The sequence below is a fragment of the Robinsoniella sp. RHS genome, from assembly GCF_001029355.1.
Lineage (GTDB): Bacteria > Bacillota > Clostridia > Lachnospirales > Lachnospiraceae > Robinsoniella > Robinsoniella peoriensis.
In genome coordinates, this window is record NZ_JNGB01000002.1 from 102,699 (window position 1) to 121,346 (window position 18,648).

At 41.7% G+C, this 18,648-nt stretch carries 10 protein-coding genes; 2 read left to right on the forward strand and 8 right to left on the reverse strand.

From position 1 onward, the window contains the following. The 6 genes from RHS_RS01780 to RHS_RS01800 all read right to left on the reverse strand — a co-directional run bounded on the left by RHS_RS01780 (nucleotide 1) and on the right by RHS_RS01800 (nucleotide 11,031). Nucleotides 1-879 carry a carbohydrate ABC transporter permease gene (locus RHS_RS01780; RefSeq protein ID WP_047832177.1) on the reverse strand — a complete coding sequence of 293 codons (879 nt, stop codon included), beginning with the start codon at nucleotides 877-879 and terminating at the stop codon, nucleotides 1-3. Between the two features lie 15 nt (nucleotides 880-894). Beyond that, complete coding sequence (locus RHS_RS29885; protein WP_138002553.1) at nucleotides 895-1,050, reverse strand: surface glycoprotein; 156 nt, start codon at nucleotides 1,048-1,050, stop codon at nucleotides 895-897. Nucleotides 1,051-1,305: 255 nt separating this feature from the next. Further along, nucleotides 1,306-6,024: a discoidin domain-containing protein gene (locus RHS_RS01785; RefSeq protein ID WP_047832178.1), complete on the reverse strand. Its 4,719-nt coding sequence runs from the start codon at nucleotides 6,022-6,024 to the stop codon at nucleotides 1,306-1,308. Between the two features lie 117 nt (nucleotides 6,025-6,141). Then, a complete protein-coding gene (locus RHS_RS01790; RefSeq protein ID WP_027294721.1) occupies nucleotides 6,142-7,482 on the reverse strand; it encodes an ABC transporter substrate-binding protein in 1,341 nt (446 codons plus the stop codon). 188 nt (nucleotides 7,483-7,670) lie between these two features. Beyond that, nucleotides 7,671-9,263, reverse strand: coding sequence for a response regulator (locus RHS_RS01795; RefSeq protein ID WP_027294722.1), 1,593 nt, complete (start codon nucleotides 9,261-9,263; stop codon nucleotides 7,671-7,673). 1 nt (nucleotide 9,264) lies between these two features. Further along, on the reverse strand, nucleotides 9,265-11,031 hold the full coding sequence (locus RHS_RS01800) for a histidine kinase (RefSeq protein ID WP_047832179.1): 1,767 nt from the start codon (nucleotides 11,029-11,031) through the stop codon (nucleotides 9,265-9,267). Between the two features lie 229 nt (nucleotides 11,032-11,260). Here RHS_RS01800 and RHS_RS01805 point away from each other — a divergent pair, with 229 nt between their 5' ends. Continuing rightward, entirely contained in the window at nucleotides 11,261-12,112 is an 852-nt protein-coding gene (locus tag RHS_RS01805) for a YitT family protein (RefSeq protein ID WP_027294724.1), read from the forward strand. 78 nt (nucleotides 12,113-12,190) lie between these two features. Here the strand turns inward: RHS_RS01805 and RHS_RS29890 are convergent, their stop codons facing one another. Together RHS_RS29890 and RHS_RS01815 are read right to left on the reverse strand one after the other, a co-directional pair. Then, nucleotides 12,191-17,107: a family 43 glycosylhydrolase gene (locus RHS_RS29890; protein WP_395020993.1), complete on the reverse strand. Its 4,917-nt coding sequence runs from the start codon at nucleotides 17,105-17,107 to the stop codon at nucleotides 12,191-12,193. 239 nt (nucleotides 17,108-17,346) lie between these two features. Then, nucleotides 17,347-17,928 carry a rhomboid family intramembrane serine protease gene (locus RHS_RS01815; protein ID WP_027294725.1) on the reverse strand — a complete coding sequence of 194 codons (582 nt, stop codon included), beginning with the start codon at nucleotides 17,926-17,928 and terminating at the stop codon, nucleotides 17,347-17,349. 450 nt (nucleotides 17,929-18,378) lie between these two features. Here RHS_RS01815 and RHS_RS01820 point away from each other — a divergent pair. Then, a partial coding sequence (locus tag RHS_RS01820) for a transposase (RefSeq protein ID WP_047832180.1) occupies nucleotides 18,379-18,648 on the forward strand: 270 nt, incomplete at its 3' end.

The following is an 18,648-nucleotide window of genomic DNA, read 5'->3' on the forward strand; positions in this document are numbered from 1 at the left end:
TTAATATTCCACCTCCCTGCTTCTGGTTATTTTCAATTGGATCACCGTAACCGTAGCTATAATCAGGAAGAAAATAACGCCGATCGCACTTGAATATCCAAATCTTTCATATAGAAAAGCATTATCATAAATTGTCATACTGATTGTCTTGCTGGCATTAATCGGTCCGCCTCCTGTCATAACAAAAGGCAGGTCGAACAGTCTCAGCGCTCCTGTGATGGAAATAAATACGTTAACGGTTACTGATGGCATTAACAGAGGCAGTGTGATATACCTGAATTTTTTAAATCCACAGGCACCGTCTAACATGCCGGCTTCGTATACATCCTGGGAAATACTGCTTAAGCCCGTCATGAAGATTATCATACCGTATCCTGCCCACTGCCAGGTATTGATGAAAATCAATACATTTTTCACGATGCTGACATCTCCCAGCCAATCCACCCGCAGCCCCTCTAATCCAAGCTTAGACAGCACTTCATTAATGATTCCGGCGTACTGGAAAAAGTTTACCCAGGTAAGGGATACAATGACCGGGCTGATAATACAGGGTGCATAAATAATTGCTCTCAGTACATTTCTGCCCTTCAGTTTTTCAAATAAAAATATTGCCAGCATCAGCTGTAAGGCAAGGCCGATTACTACTACCAATACGGTAAAATACATTGTATTGCCAAATGTCTGAAGCACTTCGGTATCTTTGAATACCTGAACGAAATTATCAATCCCTACAAAATTAAAATTCTTACTGAATCCATTCCAGTCTGTCACGGAATATCCCAAAGTCATCAGCAATGGAATATACGTAAATATTAAAAAGAGTATCAATGCCGGTATTGTTGCAAATACTCCATATATCTTTTCTCTTTTACTGTTCACATTTTCACCTTCTTATCAAACATTTTTTATTCGGATACAACCACCGTTATCCGGGTTTTCTTCCATGAATTTCCCAATGAATGCCTTATTTGTAACTGCTTCTTTACCACAAGCTGCAACGCTGGTGACCATAATTGCGGCTAAAATGATTGATGTGATTTTCTTTTTCATCTGACTACCTCCTGTTTATATTTTTTGTTGTTTGTTGATCTGCTTATATTATAGCGAATAACAGGCATTCGCCGAAATAGGTCATTTTTAATAAAAGGTGGGTTATTTTATCACAGCAGGAAGCGGCATGGCTTCAAGTACATAAGAAATGCGACCAGCTAAGTGGCCGCATCAACTTATACATTTTTCATAAAATAATATGTCTGCCTGACAGCTGCCGGTTCAATCTGCCCGGTGCCTGATGTAAATATAGATTTATCTTACGTTCACTTTCACTTTATAGATCTTGCCATTGGCTGTCTTTACTGTAATTCTCGCTTCTCCCTTCCTTTTAGCCGTGATTTTACCACTCTTATTAACATTTGCTACTCTTCTGTCAGAAGTCTCAAAAGTAATTTTTTCTGTTGCCGTAACTGGATTTCTTGTCACGTTCAGTTTTCGGGATCTGCCTTTTGCCAAGGTCAGTTTTGATACATCTGCCTTGATACTCTTAGTTGTAACTTTGCTCTTTACCACATTAACGGTAAGCTTTGCGGATGCACCCTTACGGGTTGTGACCGTGATGGTTGCTTTTCCCGTTTTCTTCGCTGTAATCTTTCCTTTTTTATCTACGGCTGCCACTGACTTTTTGGAGCTGGTCCAGCTCTTAATTTTATCGCCTTTTTGTAAACCGGACGCTTTAATCGCCTTCGTTGATTTTTTCAATTGCAGCGGAATGGATTTTGCATTGAGTTTTACCGCCGCCTTTACTACCGTTATATTGCAGCTTGCACTTTTACCGCTTCCATCCATTGCTCTGGCTGTAATGACAGTTGTTCCCTTTTTCTTTGCTGTCACATTTCCTGATGCATCTACCGCTGCTACTGAGGAATTGCTGCTGGACCATGTAACTGTGCGGTCTTTGGCATCTGCCGGACTTACGGAAGCGCTCAGCTTCATTCTGTCTTTGACAAACAGCCTGTCACTGACCTTATTAAGCTTGATACTGCCCACTTTCACCGGTTCTGCCGGAGGATTTGGCTTGACAGTAACACGTACAAGTGCCTGATCCGCCTGGTATAAGGAGACGTATGCCTTGTCAACGGTTTGCTTTCCGGCATCATAAACAGCCAGTACACTCCTGGCATTTTCAAGCGCCCGGGCGAATACTTTCCAGCTTTCGGGTGTATAATCTTTTGCCTGTTTTCCCTCTGCGGTACGTACTAATGCCTGCAGATCTATTTTGTCACTCTTTTCCTCTAATCCGTTTACAGCTGCCGTTAGCGCATTCGTGACACCATTCACATCTGCGGAAGCGGCATACGGGTCCATCAGCAGTCTGCCTGCTGCCTGAAGCTGTACCTGTAATTCTTCCCAGCTGGCATTTGTATATATTTGTCTGCTGTTATTCTTTATTTTCCAGTCACTATACAGAGTCTGCATTTCATCCGTCTGTGTTGGCTGTGGATGATCCGGAGTTGCCAGATCAGCATACAGTTCAATTTCAGCAATCTGTTTGTTCGTGGAATTGTTTGGTGCATTGAGCCACAACAGCTTCACATACCGGTATTGACCTGCAAGTGTTTCATAAACAGCCTGTCCGCCATCCTTTTGGAAGACCTGAGGATCACGTAATGTTGCATCTGCCAGTATCGTCCAGTCTGTTTTGTTATTTGATCCTTCGATCCGGTATTTCGGCAGATACGCACCATTTCCAAGTTTAACCACGATGCCGTGCAGCCCGTTTTCCTGCAGCAGATCCATTAATATGGTCTGTGAACCAATAGGAGCGTATGGTACCCATTCCATATGGGGATCACCATCAAATAAACCAGAATCTGTATTTGAATAAATGCCGTCTTCCGTGTAAATGCCACTGCCGACACTTTTTACCAGCGGAGTCTGCACAACTCCTTCATACTGCGGAACTTCATCATCTTCCGGCGGCGCAATTGCTTCACTATATACCTCAAACTCAGACATTGTAGCCCAATTTCCCTGAACATCATTGAATGTCAGCTTAAGGTACTGGTAATTACAGTCTGTTAGTATCTCCACAAGGGACAGACCACCTTTATTTATGGTTTCTTTGTCTGTTTCTTCTGTTATGAGACTCCAGTTGTTTCCATCCTCTGACCCTTCCAGCCGATAGCTGACAACAGACGTTCCTCCAACCATATACATATTGATAAAACCAATTTTTCTGCTTTTACCCAAATCATACTCAATCCACTGGGGCATATTACCGCTGCCTGCACACCAGTAGGTAGTATTGTCCCCATCTGCCGATTTGGGCGGTGCGCTCACTGGGGCAGAAGCTGAACTTGCTGTTACCTGTGCATCCGCCGCATGATTGACATTTGAAAATGCAGGATCGTTATAAACCTCTAATTCTACAATCGTTGCCCAGTTTCCTTCTACCTTGTTAAACTCTGCCTTCAGATACCTATAGGTACCTGCTGCGGGTATATCCAAAACAACAGACTGTGAGTTTGCTGCCTGTTCCGGTTTCTCATCCACTCCTTTATAAAGCGGCTGCCAGTCTTCTTTATCATTGGAACCAAGAATTGTATAGTCTACAGAAGACGTGCCTCCATACATATACATATTGATATTATTAAATGTCTGTTCTTCCTTTAAATCTACGCTCAGCCATTGAGGCATATTCCCGCTGTCCGCACACCACCAGGTTGATGAGTTGCCATCCACTGCCTTATCTGCCGTGGAATCACTGGATGCTGAACCTGACTCTGCAATGCTAAAACTTGCCAGATTTTCCAGTTCGTCTGTTTCCTCTTCCGGTGACTTGTCTGCAAATACCTCAACTTCATACACGGCTGCCCAGTTTGATGTAATGTCTGTATATTCCAGTCTGAGGTAACGGTAGGTACCCTCCTTGGTGATGCGTAAACGATCCATATTTTTAACTACCGTCGGTTTTTGATCGGTTGCTGCAAAGACCTCCTCCCAGTTTTCTCCATCCAGAGAACCTTTAAGATTATAAGAAACCTTTTCCGTTCTTGTACTCATTCCTCTGTGCATCAGGATATTTATTTCCTGGAATGATTTCGGATCACCCATATCGATTTCCAGCCATTGGGGCATGTCTCCGCTGTCTGCACACCAATAGGTAGCATAATCTCCATCAACTGCACAATCCGGGGCAAAGCTTATAAGATCGCTATTATCTGAGCTTGCAGTAGCTGAAGCTCCAACCGCCAGATTTTCCCGATGGGAAATATACGGATCATCATATATTGCTTCTGTTTCATATGCTCCCAGATCATCGCTGGTCAGTAAAAATACCCAATCCCCGGTAGTTGGCTTCTTTGGAATCTCATACGTTCCATCTGCCGCCGTGATACCATCTCCCGCATCTGTAAACTTTCCGGTTAATGGATTATACCAGCGTGCTGTATACACTTCATCCGTATTCAGGGCTGACAAGAGACCGGTAGATAAATCCTTATTATAAAAATATGCCACATAGGTTTTCCCATCTTCGGTAGATGCCACTACTTTATTTTCCGCTGTGCAATTTGAATACGCTGTATCATTGAACCGGGGAATCAGTTCATAAAACCTTACATATTCAAAAAATTTGCGCAGATATGTCATTTCAAATGATCCTGGTTTATCCAGCCCCATATACCAAGGTTCAAAGCTAAAACTCCCATACCACCCCATATTTCCGGCTGTGGAGTAGCTATTTGCCCAGACACCTGTAGTTCCATAGGTAAATCCATAGCTGCCCAAAAGATTCGTGCGCCATGCTGAGATACGTGATGCATCATATCCATTGAAACCACCGCAGGTTATATCTTCATAGTTTGCCTCTAATTCCAGGAAAGGCTTTACCTTCTCATTATCCCAGTAGCTCTTATAGAAATCCTTGCCCTGCTGTGTGGGGCCATGTCCATTTTGCAACCCCCACCATTCATGCCAGGGCTGTTTATCCAAATCTCTGGGATAGGCATTATTGTTGTCCATGGGAAACATGTGCGCTCCCTGGGGATGATTGTACCCGTCACCTTTATCTACGATTTCAGCTGAGGCTTTCCATACATTATAATGGGGTTCTCCGGTAATCTCCTGAGCGGTAATCCATACCACCGGATAGCTGGCATATCGCGCAGTCAGATAACGTGAAATCTGCTCAACTGCTTCCTGTCCCATGCCATTCACCGTATGGCTGTGCACACCGTAACCAAGTGCAATCACCATACCGTTATCTGCCAGATAATCAAACATGCCGTCTATCTTGTCCGTAAATGTATCCGGATTAATGGTGTTGTATTTATCCAGCCATAAGCTTGGCTCACTTGTTGTAGCAAGCTGACCGCCCCCATCATTTTCACCGCTGTCAAAGTAAGTCTGGTATACGGTAAACCCTTTATCCAGTCTGTCATCTACTTCATGCTGAAACTGGTTTTGGCATTTACAGTCCGGATAGTTGCACTGGGTTGTGGAAACATAGTTCGGTGCCTGCCAGTTGGTATCCCCCAGCCAGTAAAAAGGTGTTCCGTCATCGTATGTAAAATATCTTCCATTGTCGCTGATGCGTACAAAACCGTGTCGGTCAAGATCTGTGTTTCCTGTGTTTGGCACAGCCTCTACCTTGCCGGATACATTATGCAGCCCTGTATTGGCTGCGTCCGAACTGGTAATGGTATAGCTCCAGGTTCCTGTCTTAGTAGGTGAAAAACGCACGCGCCACTCATCTTCTCCATTCCAGAAGCCATATAAATGAATTTTTGTTCCGTCTGTATGTTCAAACACTGCATCAATCTCAACATCCAGGTATGGATTAGTATATTCCTTATCACTGGTCAGGATAATATCCGTCCGCTTCCATACTTCTGCCTGAGTTGTGGGCAGCGTTTTCCCGGTCTTAGCCTGGCCCGCCAGAACCGTCACATTTTCCGTCAAACCAACAGATAATACTACACAGATGCTTAATAACACTGCTATTAATCTACGAAATGTTTTTTTCATTCTTTTCCCCCTTGCACATGTTTCATAAAGGCTAGTACAGCGTTACGTGTTTCGTGCGCCTTTAAAACTATGCGAACCTATTCATCGTTTTCTTTTCACCTTCTTAAGAACAATCACCTATTCAGACACAACTACCGATGATTTTATTTTTTCAAATTCTGTATTTAACTTCTGCAGTTCTGTCTCCGCAGGCGATCCAGCCAGTATAGACTGCAGTCCGTTTTCCATCATGGTCATAAATCCTGCCGGCATGGTCGCTTTCTGGCTCATGATGATTTCATATTTATCACTGGATAATGCTGCTACGTAGCTTTCCAGTACCGGATCCACTTTATAATCGATTGGCAGGAAATTGGTTAAGGACTGGGAGGTCAGATATTCACTTAAATTTTCTTCCTTCGTAAACCAGTCATACAGTTTTCCGGCTGCTTCTGCATTTTTGGTGTTGGCCGAAATTACAATACTTCTGTCTGAGGAGCCGGTCATATATATTTTGCCGTCTGTTTCGTCAACCGGAGTGATAAAGCATCCCAGTTCAAATTTTTCCGGGTCCGCATTTTTAATCTCATCCAGTCCTGGCACCCAGGTTCCCTGTGGCAGCATTGCGGCCTTTCCCTCTACAAAGTAGGTAACGGACTGTGGGTAAGTCATGGTCAGGGAAGACTTTCCTATATATCCTTCCTGGCACATTTTTTCCGCCAGTTCGAATTCTTTTTTGAACAGCTCGGATGCCTGTTTGTCCCCGTTGTAAAGTGCAAGTCCCCATTCCGGTGTGTCTTTTAAGTAATCACCAAATTGTCTGCTTCTGAAAAACATTTCAAAAGTCCATGCATCTTTATCCCCAAATACAAATGGTTCCACACCGTCTGCTTTTATTTTATCAGACGCTGCCCACAGGTCCTCCATGGTTTTTGGCTCTTCCAGATTTAATTTTTCAAAATACTTTTTATTATAGAAGATGGGGTCTGGTCCTCCCTGGGTGCAGACAGGAAAGCCGTACTGTTTGCCGTCGATTGTATACAAATCTTCCAGAGATTTGGATTTTGCCAGGGTTTCCTTTGACGGGCGGTCGCTTACATCCATCAGATATCCTTCTTTGACGAACTTTTCATACTGTGCCGGCTGAATTAAAAAGACATCCGGAGCATCATCGGAAATCAGTCTGGTCTTTAACAGCTTATCGTAATTAGTGCCGTCCACTGCCTCAACCTCTACTTTGATATCCGGGTTCTCTTCCATGAATTTCTCAATGAATGCCTTGTCTTCCCCACCGGTCATCCATGACACAAACCGGATTGTGGTCTGCTCTGTGGTACTGCCGGTTTCCTTTGCTCCTTCAGCTGACTGACTCTCTGCTCCTTTTGCATCTGTTCCCTTCGTCTCTGCTCCTTTTGAGCAGCCTGCTGCACTTACCGCCATGATCCCAGCTAAAGCCAGTAATAAGATTCTCTTTCTCATACTTTAATACCTCCCAATGTTTTCGTTTTTTGGATCTAACCATATTATATCGAATTAAGTGTATTTCCTGAAATAGGTCATTTTTAATAAACAGTGGGTTATTTTATCCCAATATGAAATATATCCACAAAAGAGAGGAATCCCACTGCTTACGGCGTTGGATTCCTCTCTTTTATGGTCTTTTTATATTACCCTTTCTTATATTGTCCGGGTGTAATTCCCTCCCATTTTTTAAATGTCTTATAAAAATGCTTCACATCCGCAAATCCAATTTTATCACAGATATCCGCTGTTTTCGCATTTTGGTCTAACAGACGCTTAGCTTCTTCGATCCGAACCTTATTCACGTAGTCTATAAAGTTCAGCCCTTCTTCATTTTTAAAAAACTTACTAAAATACGCCGGGCTGAAATTAACATGTTCCGCCACACTTTCCAGCGTAAGATGAAATCCCAAATTCTGTTCGATGTATTCTTTTGCCCGGATTATAATTTTTTCATTTCCAAGCCCGGACTGTTGTTCCAATGCCTTCATACACAATAAAATTTTTTCAAGCAGGAAGGCCTTCATCTCTTCTATCGTGTCGAACGTCTGTATCTTATTATAGAGGGAAAACTCATTATCCAATACCCTGGAACTGTCAATCTCCTTTTTTTCCAGTTCTTTATGCAGCAGCACAAAAAGGTTCAGATGCATTTTATTTAATTTTTTTACATCCGCCAGCATTAAATTAAGAAACGGCGCATACAAATCATCCACATATTTTTTAATCTGCCCGATATCACCCTGATATAAACTTTTTATAATTGCTTCTTCCAGTATCTGACCCGCATCACTGTTTTTCCTGGCACTGGTCTGTTCCTCGGATGCGAAATATATCACACCGCCTCCCAGTATAAGCCTCTTATTCACCGTATCTTTTGCGGAAGTATACGCCTCTTGTATTCTTTGTAATCCGGATACTTCCCTGCCAACTCCAAAGGTCAGCTCTGCTTGTTTAAAATAGCTGATATACCGGCGGATATTATCAAACAGCTGTTGGTATATCAGTTTATCATCTTTATTTGCAGAATCATAATTCATGAGGATTCCGTTTATATTTTTATCGGAAAAGAAACAGGCATTCATAACATTCATTTTTGCAATTTCATTTGTTATATTCTCAATGCCAAATTGAATAATCTCCTGATCTTCCCTGGTAATTTCCTGATCAGAACAATCTTTGATGGTATAGCAGCAGATTTGAAACAACGTTTTCTCAAGTCGTACCGGTTCCTCACGAAATGCATTGCCGTATTTTTCCGAATTACTGTTGTTGCCGGATATGATATCGTAGATATACTGCTTTTTTAATAATTCCCTGGCTCTTGCCCTGCTTTTATTCAGTTCCGCATACTGTTCCTTTTTAAATTGAATAATGGAAAGCTTCTCCTCTACTGCATCCATTGCTTCTTTTAACTTTTTATCGTCTATGGGTTTCAGCAGATAATTATATGCTCCAAGCTCCATGGTACGCTGGGCATATTCAAATTTATTATGACCGCTTAGAATAATATAGATAATATCCTTTTGTAAAGCATCTGCCTTCTCCATAAACTCTATTCCAGACATCTCCGGCATGCAGATATCCAGAAAAACCACATCGGGCAATTCCCTTTCCAGGGTCCTTAATGCGTCCTGTCCATTGTCCTCCATTAAAATATCCCAGTATTGAAATTTATTCAATTGACTTTTTAAAATGTCCCTTGCAAGGCTTTCATCATCAATAACCAGTATCTTCATTTCATTCTTCCCCCTTTATCACTTTCACCTTTGGATATCTGATTCTGACCGTGGTCTCATTATCATGACTGCTGATAAACTTCAGGCCGTATTGTTCCCCATAATAATAACGGATTCTTGCATTCACATTAAATATCCCGACTTTATCTTTATTTTTCATCACATATTGATCTTCTTTTACTGCTAGCTGTTCATTTATTTCTTTTAACTTTTCTTCTTCAATCGTCTTGCCGGTATTTGAGATGTAGATATTAAATTCATCCCTTACATTCAGGGCCACAATTTTTATTTGTCCCTCCTGTATGGATTTTTCCAAACCATGTTTAAAAGCATTTTCAATGATGGGCTGCAAGATCATCCTTGGAATCTCATTATCCAGAACATCGTCATCAATTTCTTTTATAATCGTATATTTATCATTGAACCGGATTTTCTGCAAATAGATGTACTTATCTATGTACTCCAGCTCTTCTAAGAAAGAAACGATATATACTCCCCGGTTCAGGGAATATCGGAAATTATCGGAAAGGTACTGGATCATATCCGCCGTCTTACCGCTGTCCCCCTGCAGTGCCTCGGCCTTGATGGAATTCAGGGTATTAAATAAAAAGTGCGGGTTGATCTGGCTCTGATAATTTTCAAATTCCGCCTGCTTTTTTAACAATTCTAATTTATATTCTTTGTTAATCAAATTTCGGATGTTGGCAATCATATTATTAAATGCATTCGCGATTGACCCAAATTCATCTTTTCTTTTAATGTCCACCTGCTCATACATATTTCCATTCTGAAATGATTTAATGGAAGAAATCAGCTTTCGAATGGGAGTATTAATGGTAACGGACACGATGATTGAAAGGGCTGTGCATACGAAAAACAGAATTATGGTGAGGACGGTATTGTTCCTTTTGATAAATTCAGCCTTCGCCGCTATATTTTCAGAATCCAGGATAGATACCATTTTCCAGTAGTTGTCTGTTGATTCTCCCCAGGTAATGATTTTTTTACTTCCCAGGTCATTAAATCCTTTATTATTAAAAATATCCTTCATTTCATTCTCATCCAGATCGGCATTTGAATAAAAGACATTTCCCTGGTAATCGTATACAATATTTATTTCCCCTTCTTCTCTCTCTACATTGGAAAAAATCTGTTCAAAGGTCTTCATTTTCTGATCAATTTTTAATACGCCCACTGTTTTGTCATTGTATGGATTTACAATGGTACGGCAGACGGAAACCACCTGGTCACGGGAGTTGGTGTAAGTATTTTCATGGGGAGCCACGATGACAGCTCGTCCATTTGCATCGATAGCATCCTGGAACCAGCTTTCGTCTGCCACCGTCTTCAGATTCTGTGATGCCATATTCCGGTCATAAAAGAACTTTACTTCACCGCCCAGATCAATCATGCTGATACAGTCCAGTTTGAAATTCCCCTGTATGATGCTCACCAGGCTCCCGTAAACGGAATTATAATTATTGATGTATTCCTCGGTAAGGTTCTCCGTGTCCGTGTCCAGCACATAGGAGATGTTCTCAAAGTTATACAGGGCAATGGACTGGCTCTTCAACACATTAAAGTTTTCTTTTATATTTTGGGCAATCTGATTATTTAAGTTTCCCTTACTGTCCATATAGCTGTCATAAATGCTTCTGTATGACATGTAATAGGAAATTGCCGAAAATATAATGATTGGAATACATATACTGACAAATAACATGAAGAATAATTTAAATACTATTTTCTCTCTGAGTAAATTTTTCATACCTCTCCTCTTTCCCATAGATAACTGACATACATGGTATGCATGATCACAGTTACTTTCATCTAAACTACATTATATCTGACATTTACAGTTTTAGAAAGAACTTTTATAAATATAATTAGTATAAAAATATGATCTTCTATTTTCATAAAAAAGTAGATTGCTTTTTCTCCTGATATCTTTTATGATGATATATAGCAAACAAATAAAGGATAAGAGGGATTTTGAGATGAAAACAAATAAAATACTAAAAGAATATTCGGCAATCACATTTGGCACCCTGCTGATTGCCATTTCTGTATACTTCTTTATGATTCCAAGCAAGGTAATCGTAGGAAGCCTGTCCGGACTTGTCATTGTACTTTCTAATTTCCTGCCGTTTTCCATATCAGTTATGACGTTTTGTTTAAATGCGGTACTCCTGGTCATTGGATTTATATTTATCGGAAAAGAATTCGGTGCAAAGACGGTCTATACTTCCGCACTGCTGCCGGTATTTTTATTCTTATTTGAATTGTTCTTCCCCAATGTAAAATCCTTAACCGGAGATATCCTCATCGATACGCTCTGTTACATTTTGCTTGTCAGTGTAGGACTTGCCATGTTGTTTCATGTAAATGCCTCCTCCGGAGGACTGGATATTGCTGCCAAACTGCTGAATAAAATTACACATATTGAGATGGGTAAGGCAATGACTCTTACCGGCATGTGTGTAGCTGTGAGTTCCATCTTTGTCTACGACACCAAATCCGTTGTTATGAGTATTTTAGCTACCTATGCCAATGGCATTGTAATTGACTACTTTATAGACGGCTTTAACCGGAAAAAGAGAGTCTGTATCCTTTCTGATAAATACCTGGAAATCCAGGAGTTCATCGTAAAAGAGATCAAACGGGGCGTTACTCTTTATCCTGCTTACGGTGGGTTTAACAAAGAAGAAAAAATGGAACTGCAGACCATACTTTCCAGAAATGAATATGCTAAGTTATTAGAATATCTCAGTGAAATTGATGTAAAAGCATTTGTTACTGTGGGAACCATTAACGAAGTGATCGGGGAATGGAATCCGAAACATAAATAGAGCCACAAACCACCAAAGACGGGATATGTTTTCACATACCCCGTCTTTTAAACATGTTGCCTGTCAGTTTCGTCCTTATTATCTCACTTTAATTACTTTTGACGCACTATAATTTCCATATACCTTTTTACCCCTGGAATCCAATTTATAAGCTCTTACCTTAACGTAATAAGTCTTTTTAGATTTCAATTTAGTAACAGACTTTGTCGTTTTTCCAGTCGTTATATACTTGACACCTTTTTTAAACATCTTGTCCGTGCTATAGGCAATCTGGTATCCTTTTGCTCCGCTGATTTTCTTCTTCAGCTTCACGGTAAATGCTTTTTTCTTCGCTGACAAGGTCTTGACAGCCGGCTTGCTTACTTTCACTTTTTCCCATTTTGCATACAGGGTATAGTCACCGCTGCTGATGTATTTCACTTTTGTCTTGAACCTGCGGTCTTTATACCATCCCTTAAATGCATATCTGGCTTTTTGCGGTGCCTTTAAGGTTATTTTGGATCCATCATAACTCGCCAGGTTTTGTTTTGCATTTTTTCCGCCGTTTAAGTAATACTTCACTTCGTAATTTACCGTTACCGTACAGCTTGCCTCGCATTTTGATCCGTCTGCCGCAATAGCTTTGATTACAGCCGTTCCGCCGCTTACTGCGGTTACCTGCCCATTGCTGTTAACTACAGCCGCTTTTGGATTGCTGGAGCTCCAGACCACATTTTTATTGGAAGCATTCACAGGCAGCACACTGACTGTCAGAGCAGCCGTACTTCCCTTTTTCATGCCAAGCTTTGTATGATTAAACCGCAGCTGGCTGACCATTACTTTTTCCGGTACAGGGACTTTTTTAATCAGTTTTGATGCCGCTGTTTCTAATGCTGTTTTTGCTGCATCCACCTGTTCCTGGGTTGCTTCTTTATTGCCTAATATTTCTTTGGCTTTATTTAATTCCTGTACAAATGCTGCCCATCCGGTTTCCTGATAATCCGACTGCTTCTTATCTTTATTTACATCATATATACCTTGCAGTTTTGATTTATCAACAATTACTGGCGGGATCTTCTCACTGATCAATTCAACATCCAGATAATCAAGCTCTACCCCTTCCAGACTTTTGGTTTTGCCGATATAAACGGTATTGGTACCTGCATGTAATTCTGCATTGAATTCATAACCGGTCCAGTTATCCGGACATATTCCTTCTGCGTCTGCCGCATTAAATGGAATTGCTTTACAAGTAGACGCCTCTCCATTATTTACTTTTACTTCCATTCCAGCATTATCACTTTTGGTAGCAGCGCCAACATAAAGTCTGTAATCGCCGGCTTTTTCTGCCTGAACCTGAATTGTGGTACCGCTGTTTTCTTTTGTTAAATTGGCGATCTTCTGTCCGCCTGAAGAATTATAGGTATCACAGATCACTGCTCCGCCGCTTAATGCGCCCTCTTCTGCTTCATAACGGTCACGCCGGATAACCGGTGTTCCGGAAGGACGGTTTACTTTTCCATCGTAGGCGATTGCTTTTCCAAAATCAGGTGTTCCGTCTTCATTCCAGGTGAATTTTTGTGTGCGGACACCGCGTCCGTTCCAGTTCTGTCCGGATCCTTTTGTAGCATGATATACCATATAATTTTCTGTTCCATCCGGTGATACGGTAAAGCAGGCATGTCCGGTAGAATAAGTACTTGGTGCATTTTTTTGAAAGACTGCTTCTGTTCCTTTTTCCCAGTCTTTTGCATTCATCGGGTCGCCGCCTTTTTTCAGGGTCAGTCTTCCCAGGCAGTAATTATCCGTCCAGCTACCGCTTGCCGAGAAAATAATACTGGTAATACCATCCGGTGAAACGAGTACCTGCGGTCCTTCATTAATCCTTGGGAATCCATCCAGCTCCCAATTGTATTCCGGCTTGGAAAGCATTACCCTTTCCCCGGAAATGGTGCAGGGATCTGTCATTTCGGCAATATAAATCCGCTGTTCTTCATTTACCATTCCTTCCCAGCCGGACCATACTGCGTATAGTTTGCCATTGTACTCTAAAACAGTCTGGTCAATAGCCCATCTGTCTGTATCCGGGGATAGCTTTCCTTTAAATTCATATGCGCCCATTGCATTATCTGTTTTGCTTTCCAGCACATACATTCTGTGGTCAGCATCTTTTCCGGCAGTATAATAGATGTACCATTTTCCATTGATAAAATGAATTTCCGGAGCCCATAAATCACTCGATGGTTCTGTTCCTGTGGGATGATAAACTTCCACCGGCTGTGTGGCTGCAATGCGGTTTAATTCCGGTGCTCTGGAAACATAGATTGCTTTGTCCTGACTTACCCTAACGTAGTAATAATAACCGTCCTGATAGGTAACATATGGATCTGCCCCATAGTTTACGATTGGATTTGTAAATGCATCCTGATCATAAAAATGCAGGGTATAGGTCAAAGGATAAGTTTTATCTGTCTTTCCCGTAAGGGTAATCTCACTTACCGGGTTTTTTCTGGTAGGCTGAGTAATCGTCAGATCAAATGTTTCACTCACTTTCTCACCTAATACGGCTGTTACTTCCGGAAGATTGTCCAGACTTTCCACATCCACATCATACTCAAGTATATCTTTTTGGTAATTCTCTAAATCTTTACCATCTAGTTTGATCTGCTCAATGGAAGGATTGCTTGTATAGAAGAGGATATAATCCAATTCGCTAAAACTGTTTGTTTCCCCGGAATGCGTGAATGTTATGGTATTTTTTCCTGCATTCAGTTCTGCTTCGATTGCATAGAGTCTCCAGTTATCCCATCCGTACGGCTGATATTTAACAATTCCTGCATTTTCCTGATCCCCGTTAATGTAATACTTATGGGACGCGTTTAGCTGATCCGTACCGCTGCCCGCAGCTACATCAATCCGGTAGGTTCCGGCTGTCTTTGCATTTACCTCAAAGGTTACTGTTGCATTGCCATTATCGATCATACCTACTTTCTTCTTGCCGGAAGCATCTCCTCTTTCCGTTATTTTTGCAGGTGCTGTAATGACCGCATTTTCAGCTTCCATTTTTACGACTTCTTTTTCTGCCACCGGCTGGGAAGTGAACTTCACCACAGCTTCCAGATCCAGATTCAGATTTCCCAGGTTTTCAATTCCTTCGGGCAGCAGGATATGCCCCTGTATAACTGCCTGGCTGCCATTGTTTTCTGATTCATAGGAAGGTTCCTCCCACTGGATCTCAGCTGTATAGGTTACTCCCGGCTCACTTTTTGATGTCACTAAGCCTTTCACGCTGTCCGGCAGCTGCCATGTATCCGGGGCACTGCCCTCTTCAACAGTAATATTCAGGTTATCCGGATTTGTAAAGGAAATGAGGTTATTCACGTTTACCGCACCGGAAGGAACGTGTTGTTTGGTTACGGTAGGGCCTTTCACTTCTAAGATTGTTTCACCTGCCTGATCCCGGGTAAATTGTATTCTGTCGATACAGAATTTTCTCGGATCTGCCGCTTCCAGGCTGTTATGGCAATGGTACACCATAAATAACTCTTTGCCATCCGGTGACTCTACTATCCCATGATGTCCCGTACCATGTGCAAGGCTGTTTGACTGCATAATTGGATTATTTTCGTACTTTGTATAATCTCCCAGCGGATTACTGCTGACAGCATATCCGGATCCATAGCCCGGGCTTTGGAAATGGGCACCGGAGTAGGTAAGATAGTAAATGCCATCCTTTTTCAGCATAAACGGACCTTCGTTTATTCTTCCCATGGATGTTTCCCAGCCGTCTTCGGGAACCAGGATACATTTTAATGTGGATTCATCAATGGTCTTCATATCATCATTTAATTTTGCACCATATATGAGGTTCCCATTGTCAAAACGTACAAAATACAAGTAATACTGTCCGTCATCGTCCATATAAGCATGGGCGTCAATTTCCTTAATATCGGTATGCATCGGTACCTGGTTCTCCTGGGTAAATGGTCCCAGGGGAGACTTGCTGGTTGCTACACCAAGGTGTTCCTCTGCGGTATAGTACATATAGAAAGTGCCGTCCCGCTCAATGACATCCGGTGCCCAGAAATGCGTATTTCCCCAGACATTATCCTTCTCCAGCGCCCAGCCCTTATCGGTCCAGTTCACCAAATCCGTAGAAGTATAAACTTTAATCCCGTTTTCATCCGCCCCTGCGTTTGTTGGATAGAGATAATAGGTTCCATTATAATATAACACGTCCGGATCCGCACAATTATCCAGCAGTGGATTCTGGTAAGTCTCTCCTGCTAATTCCGGTTCCGTATATTCAGAAATCTTTACATTCTCAAAAGATGCACTGGAAAGCCAGTTACGAAATCCTATGGTACCTTCCCCATGGTCGCTGTCCGTAACATCCAGTTTTGCATAGTGTTCTCCGTCATAATCGATATAACATACAATATGGTTTCCGGATACGGCAACCGTTACATGATAGGTTTTTCCATATTCAATGGTGGTCTCTTTCGCTGCTATTTCCGTCCATTTCGTCCCGGATACTTTACCAAGCATTACTCTTCCGTTATGGGCATCGATGCAAAAATAATAACCATTGTATCCGTCCCCATGATTATCGATTGGGTTTGTTACGCGAAACAGCACACCTGCCTGGGCACTGCTCTTGTCGTCCAGATTTGTCTGCTGGTTATTCACGGTTACATCGGCTTCGTAAACAAAATCGCTGAAGTTCTGATCCTTCACCAGCGCCTTGTCTCCCCTGCCTTCTGTAACGGTGTAGGTATGGTCATTTACTGACCATGTGCCAGAATCCCATCCACTGTAAGTACTCCAGTTGTCTGCATTGGTAAAATCCTCTTCGAAGATTACCTCTCCGGTGCCTTCTAAAACCGGACGCTCTGCTTCTACCCCCTGCATGTCCGGCACTGCCAGTACCGTATAGCTGCCCATATTGGACATCACTAACGCGGACACCATTACCGCTGCAATCACTTGATTCATCTTTCTCATTCGACTCTTCATTCCTGTACTCCTTCCTTCATTTACGCGGGTTTACTTATAAATAGACTTTACTATATGTCATTATTTATGTCTTTATAAAAAAGGGAGGTGAATGTATAATTTTTTAGCATCGGCTGAAATTCCGCAAAAAAAGACTGTCCCTTCGATAAACAATTGTTATCTGAAGTCCCAGTCTTATATTTTCTTCCCGCGCACCAGGGAATACTACATATACTATTACAAAATTTTATCGCTAAACTTTATTTTCGATAACTAATCTGCGGTTTGAACACAAACCCAAATACGCAACCCAATATGCCTCCTAAAATATGCGTTAAATTGGCAATATTATTTTTAATAAACAGTCCTTCATACAACTGACCTCCGAAGTAAAAAATTGCTACAATTAAAAAAGTTAATGGAATACCCTCACCCCTCATGCTGCTCAAAGAGGTAAGCATAATCAGCGCAAATACAATCCCGCTGGCTCCCAGTAATGCCGTACCTGGGAAAAACAGAATATTAACAATCCCCGTCAGAACAGCCGTAACGATCAGAAGAATACTGATATTCATACTGCCATATTTTTCTTCCAGCAAAGGACCGATTAACAACAGGGTAATTATATTTCCACTAAAATGTTCCCATCCGCTATGGCCAAATACATGCCCAATCAGCCTGATATAGTACATAGGACTTGCCATGGAAGACCGATATACCGAAAAGAACATGCGGTTCGTCCAGCCTCCGGTAATATAATTGAGTAATAACGCGGCAAATGAAATAATCGTGAATGTTAAAATAACAGGCGAATTATATTTTATCTTCTTTAGACTGTTCAATTGTTACTCTCCTTTCTGGATATGGGGATAAATTGGGGTTTTGCTGATTAAGCGCTTTGTAGATAGATGTAGTGCGCGGAAAGAAAAGGGGGCGGACCATGGCAGGCGTTTGGAAGGCTTACCGCAGAACTGGCATTTTCTAACCTTCCCGGAGCGCTTTTTGGCGGCACGCGGGCATTCGCTCCGAAATCCTGATGCATTTCGCAGCTCAGTGCCCGCTTAGTATCCGATGGGAGCCAGTCGAATACTATCCGCCAAAAAACACTCCGGCAAGGTAAGTAAATGCTCAGATCTGCTATACGCCTTCCAAACGCCTGCCATGGTCCGCCCTCTTCTCTTTCCGAGATCCAGGTTGTCGCCACAAAGCTGGTTTTCTCGAGGGCACTGAAAAAGTAGATATTACCGTCTATTTTTGATATAATGTATGTATCAAATAAAGGCGGTGTTTTTATGGTAGATCAACAACAAAAATTAGTATTAAGTTCCTACATGAAAATATATGAATTGGTGGTTCCCAGGAATAATCTTCTCCGACAGATAAAAGAACTCGTAAACTTCGGATTTATTTATGAAGAGTTAATTGATAAATATTGTCTTGATAACGGACGTAATGCAGTTCCACCTATCCGCATGTTTAAATATCTGCTGTTAAAAGCAATTTATGATCTATCGGATGTTGATGTCGTAGAGCGTTCCAGGTATGATATGTCTTTTAAATAC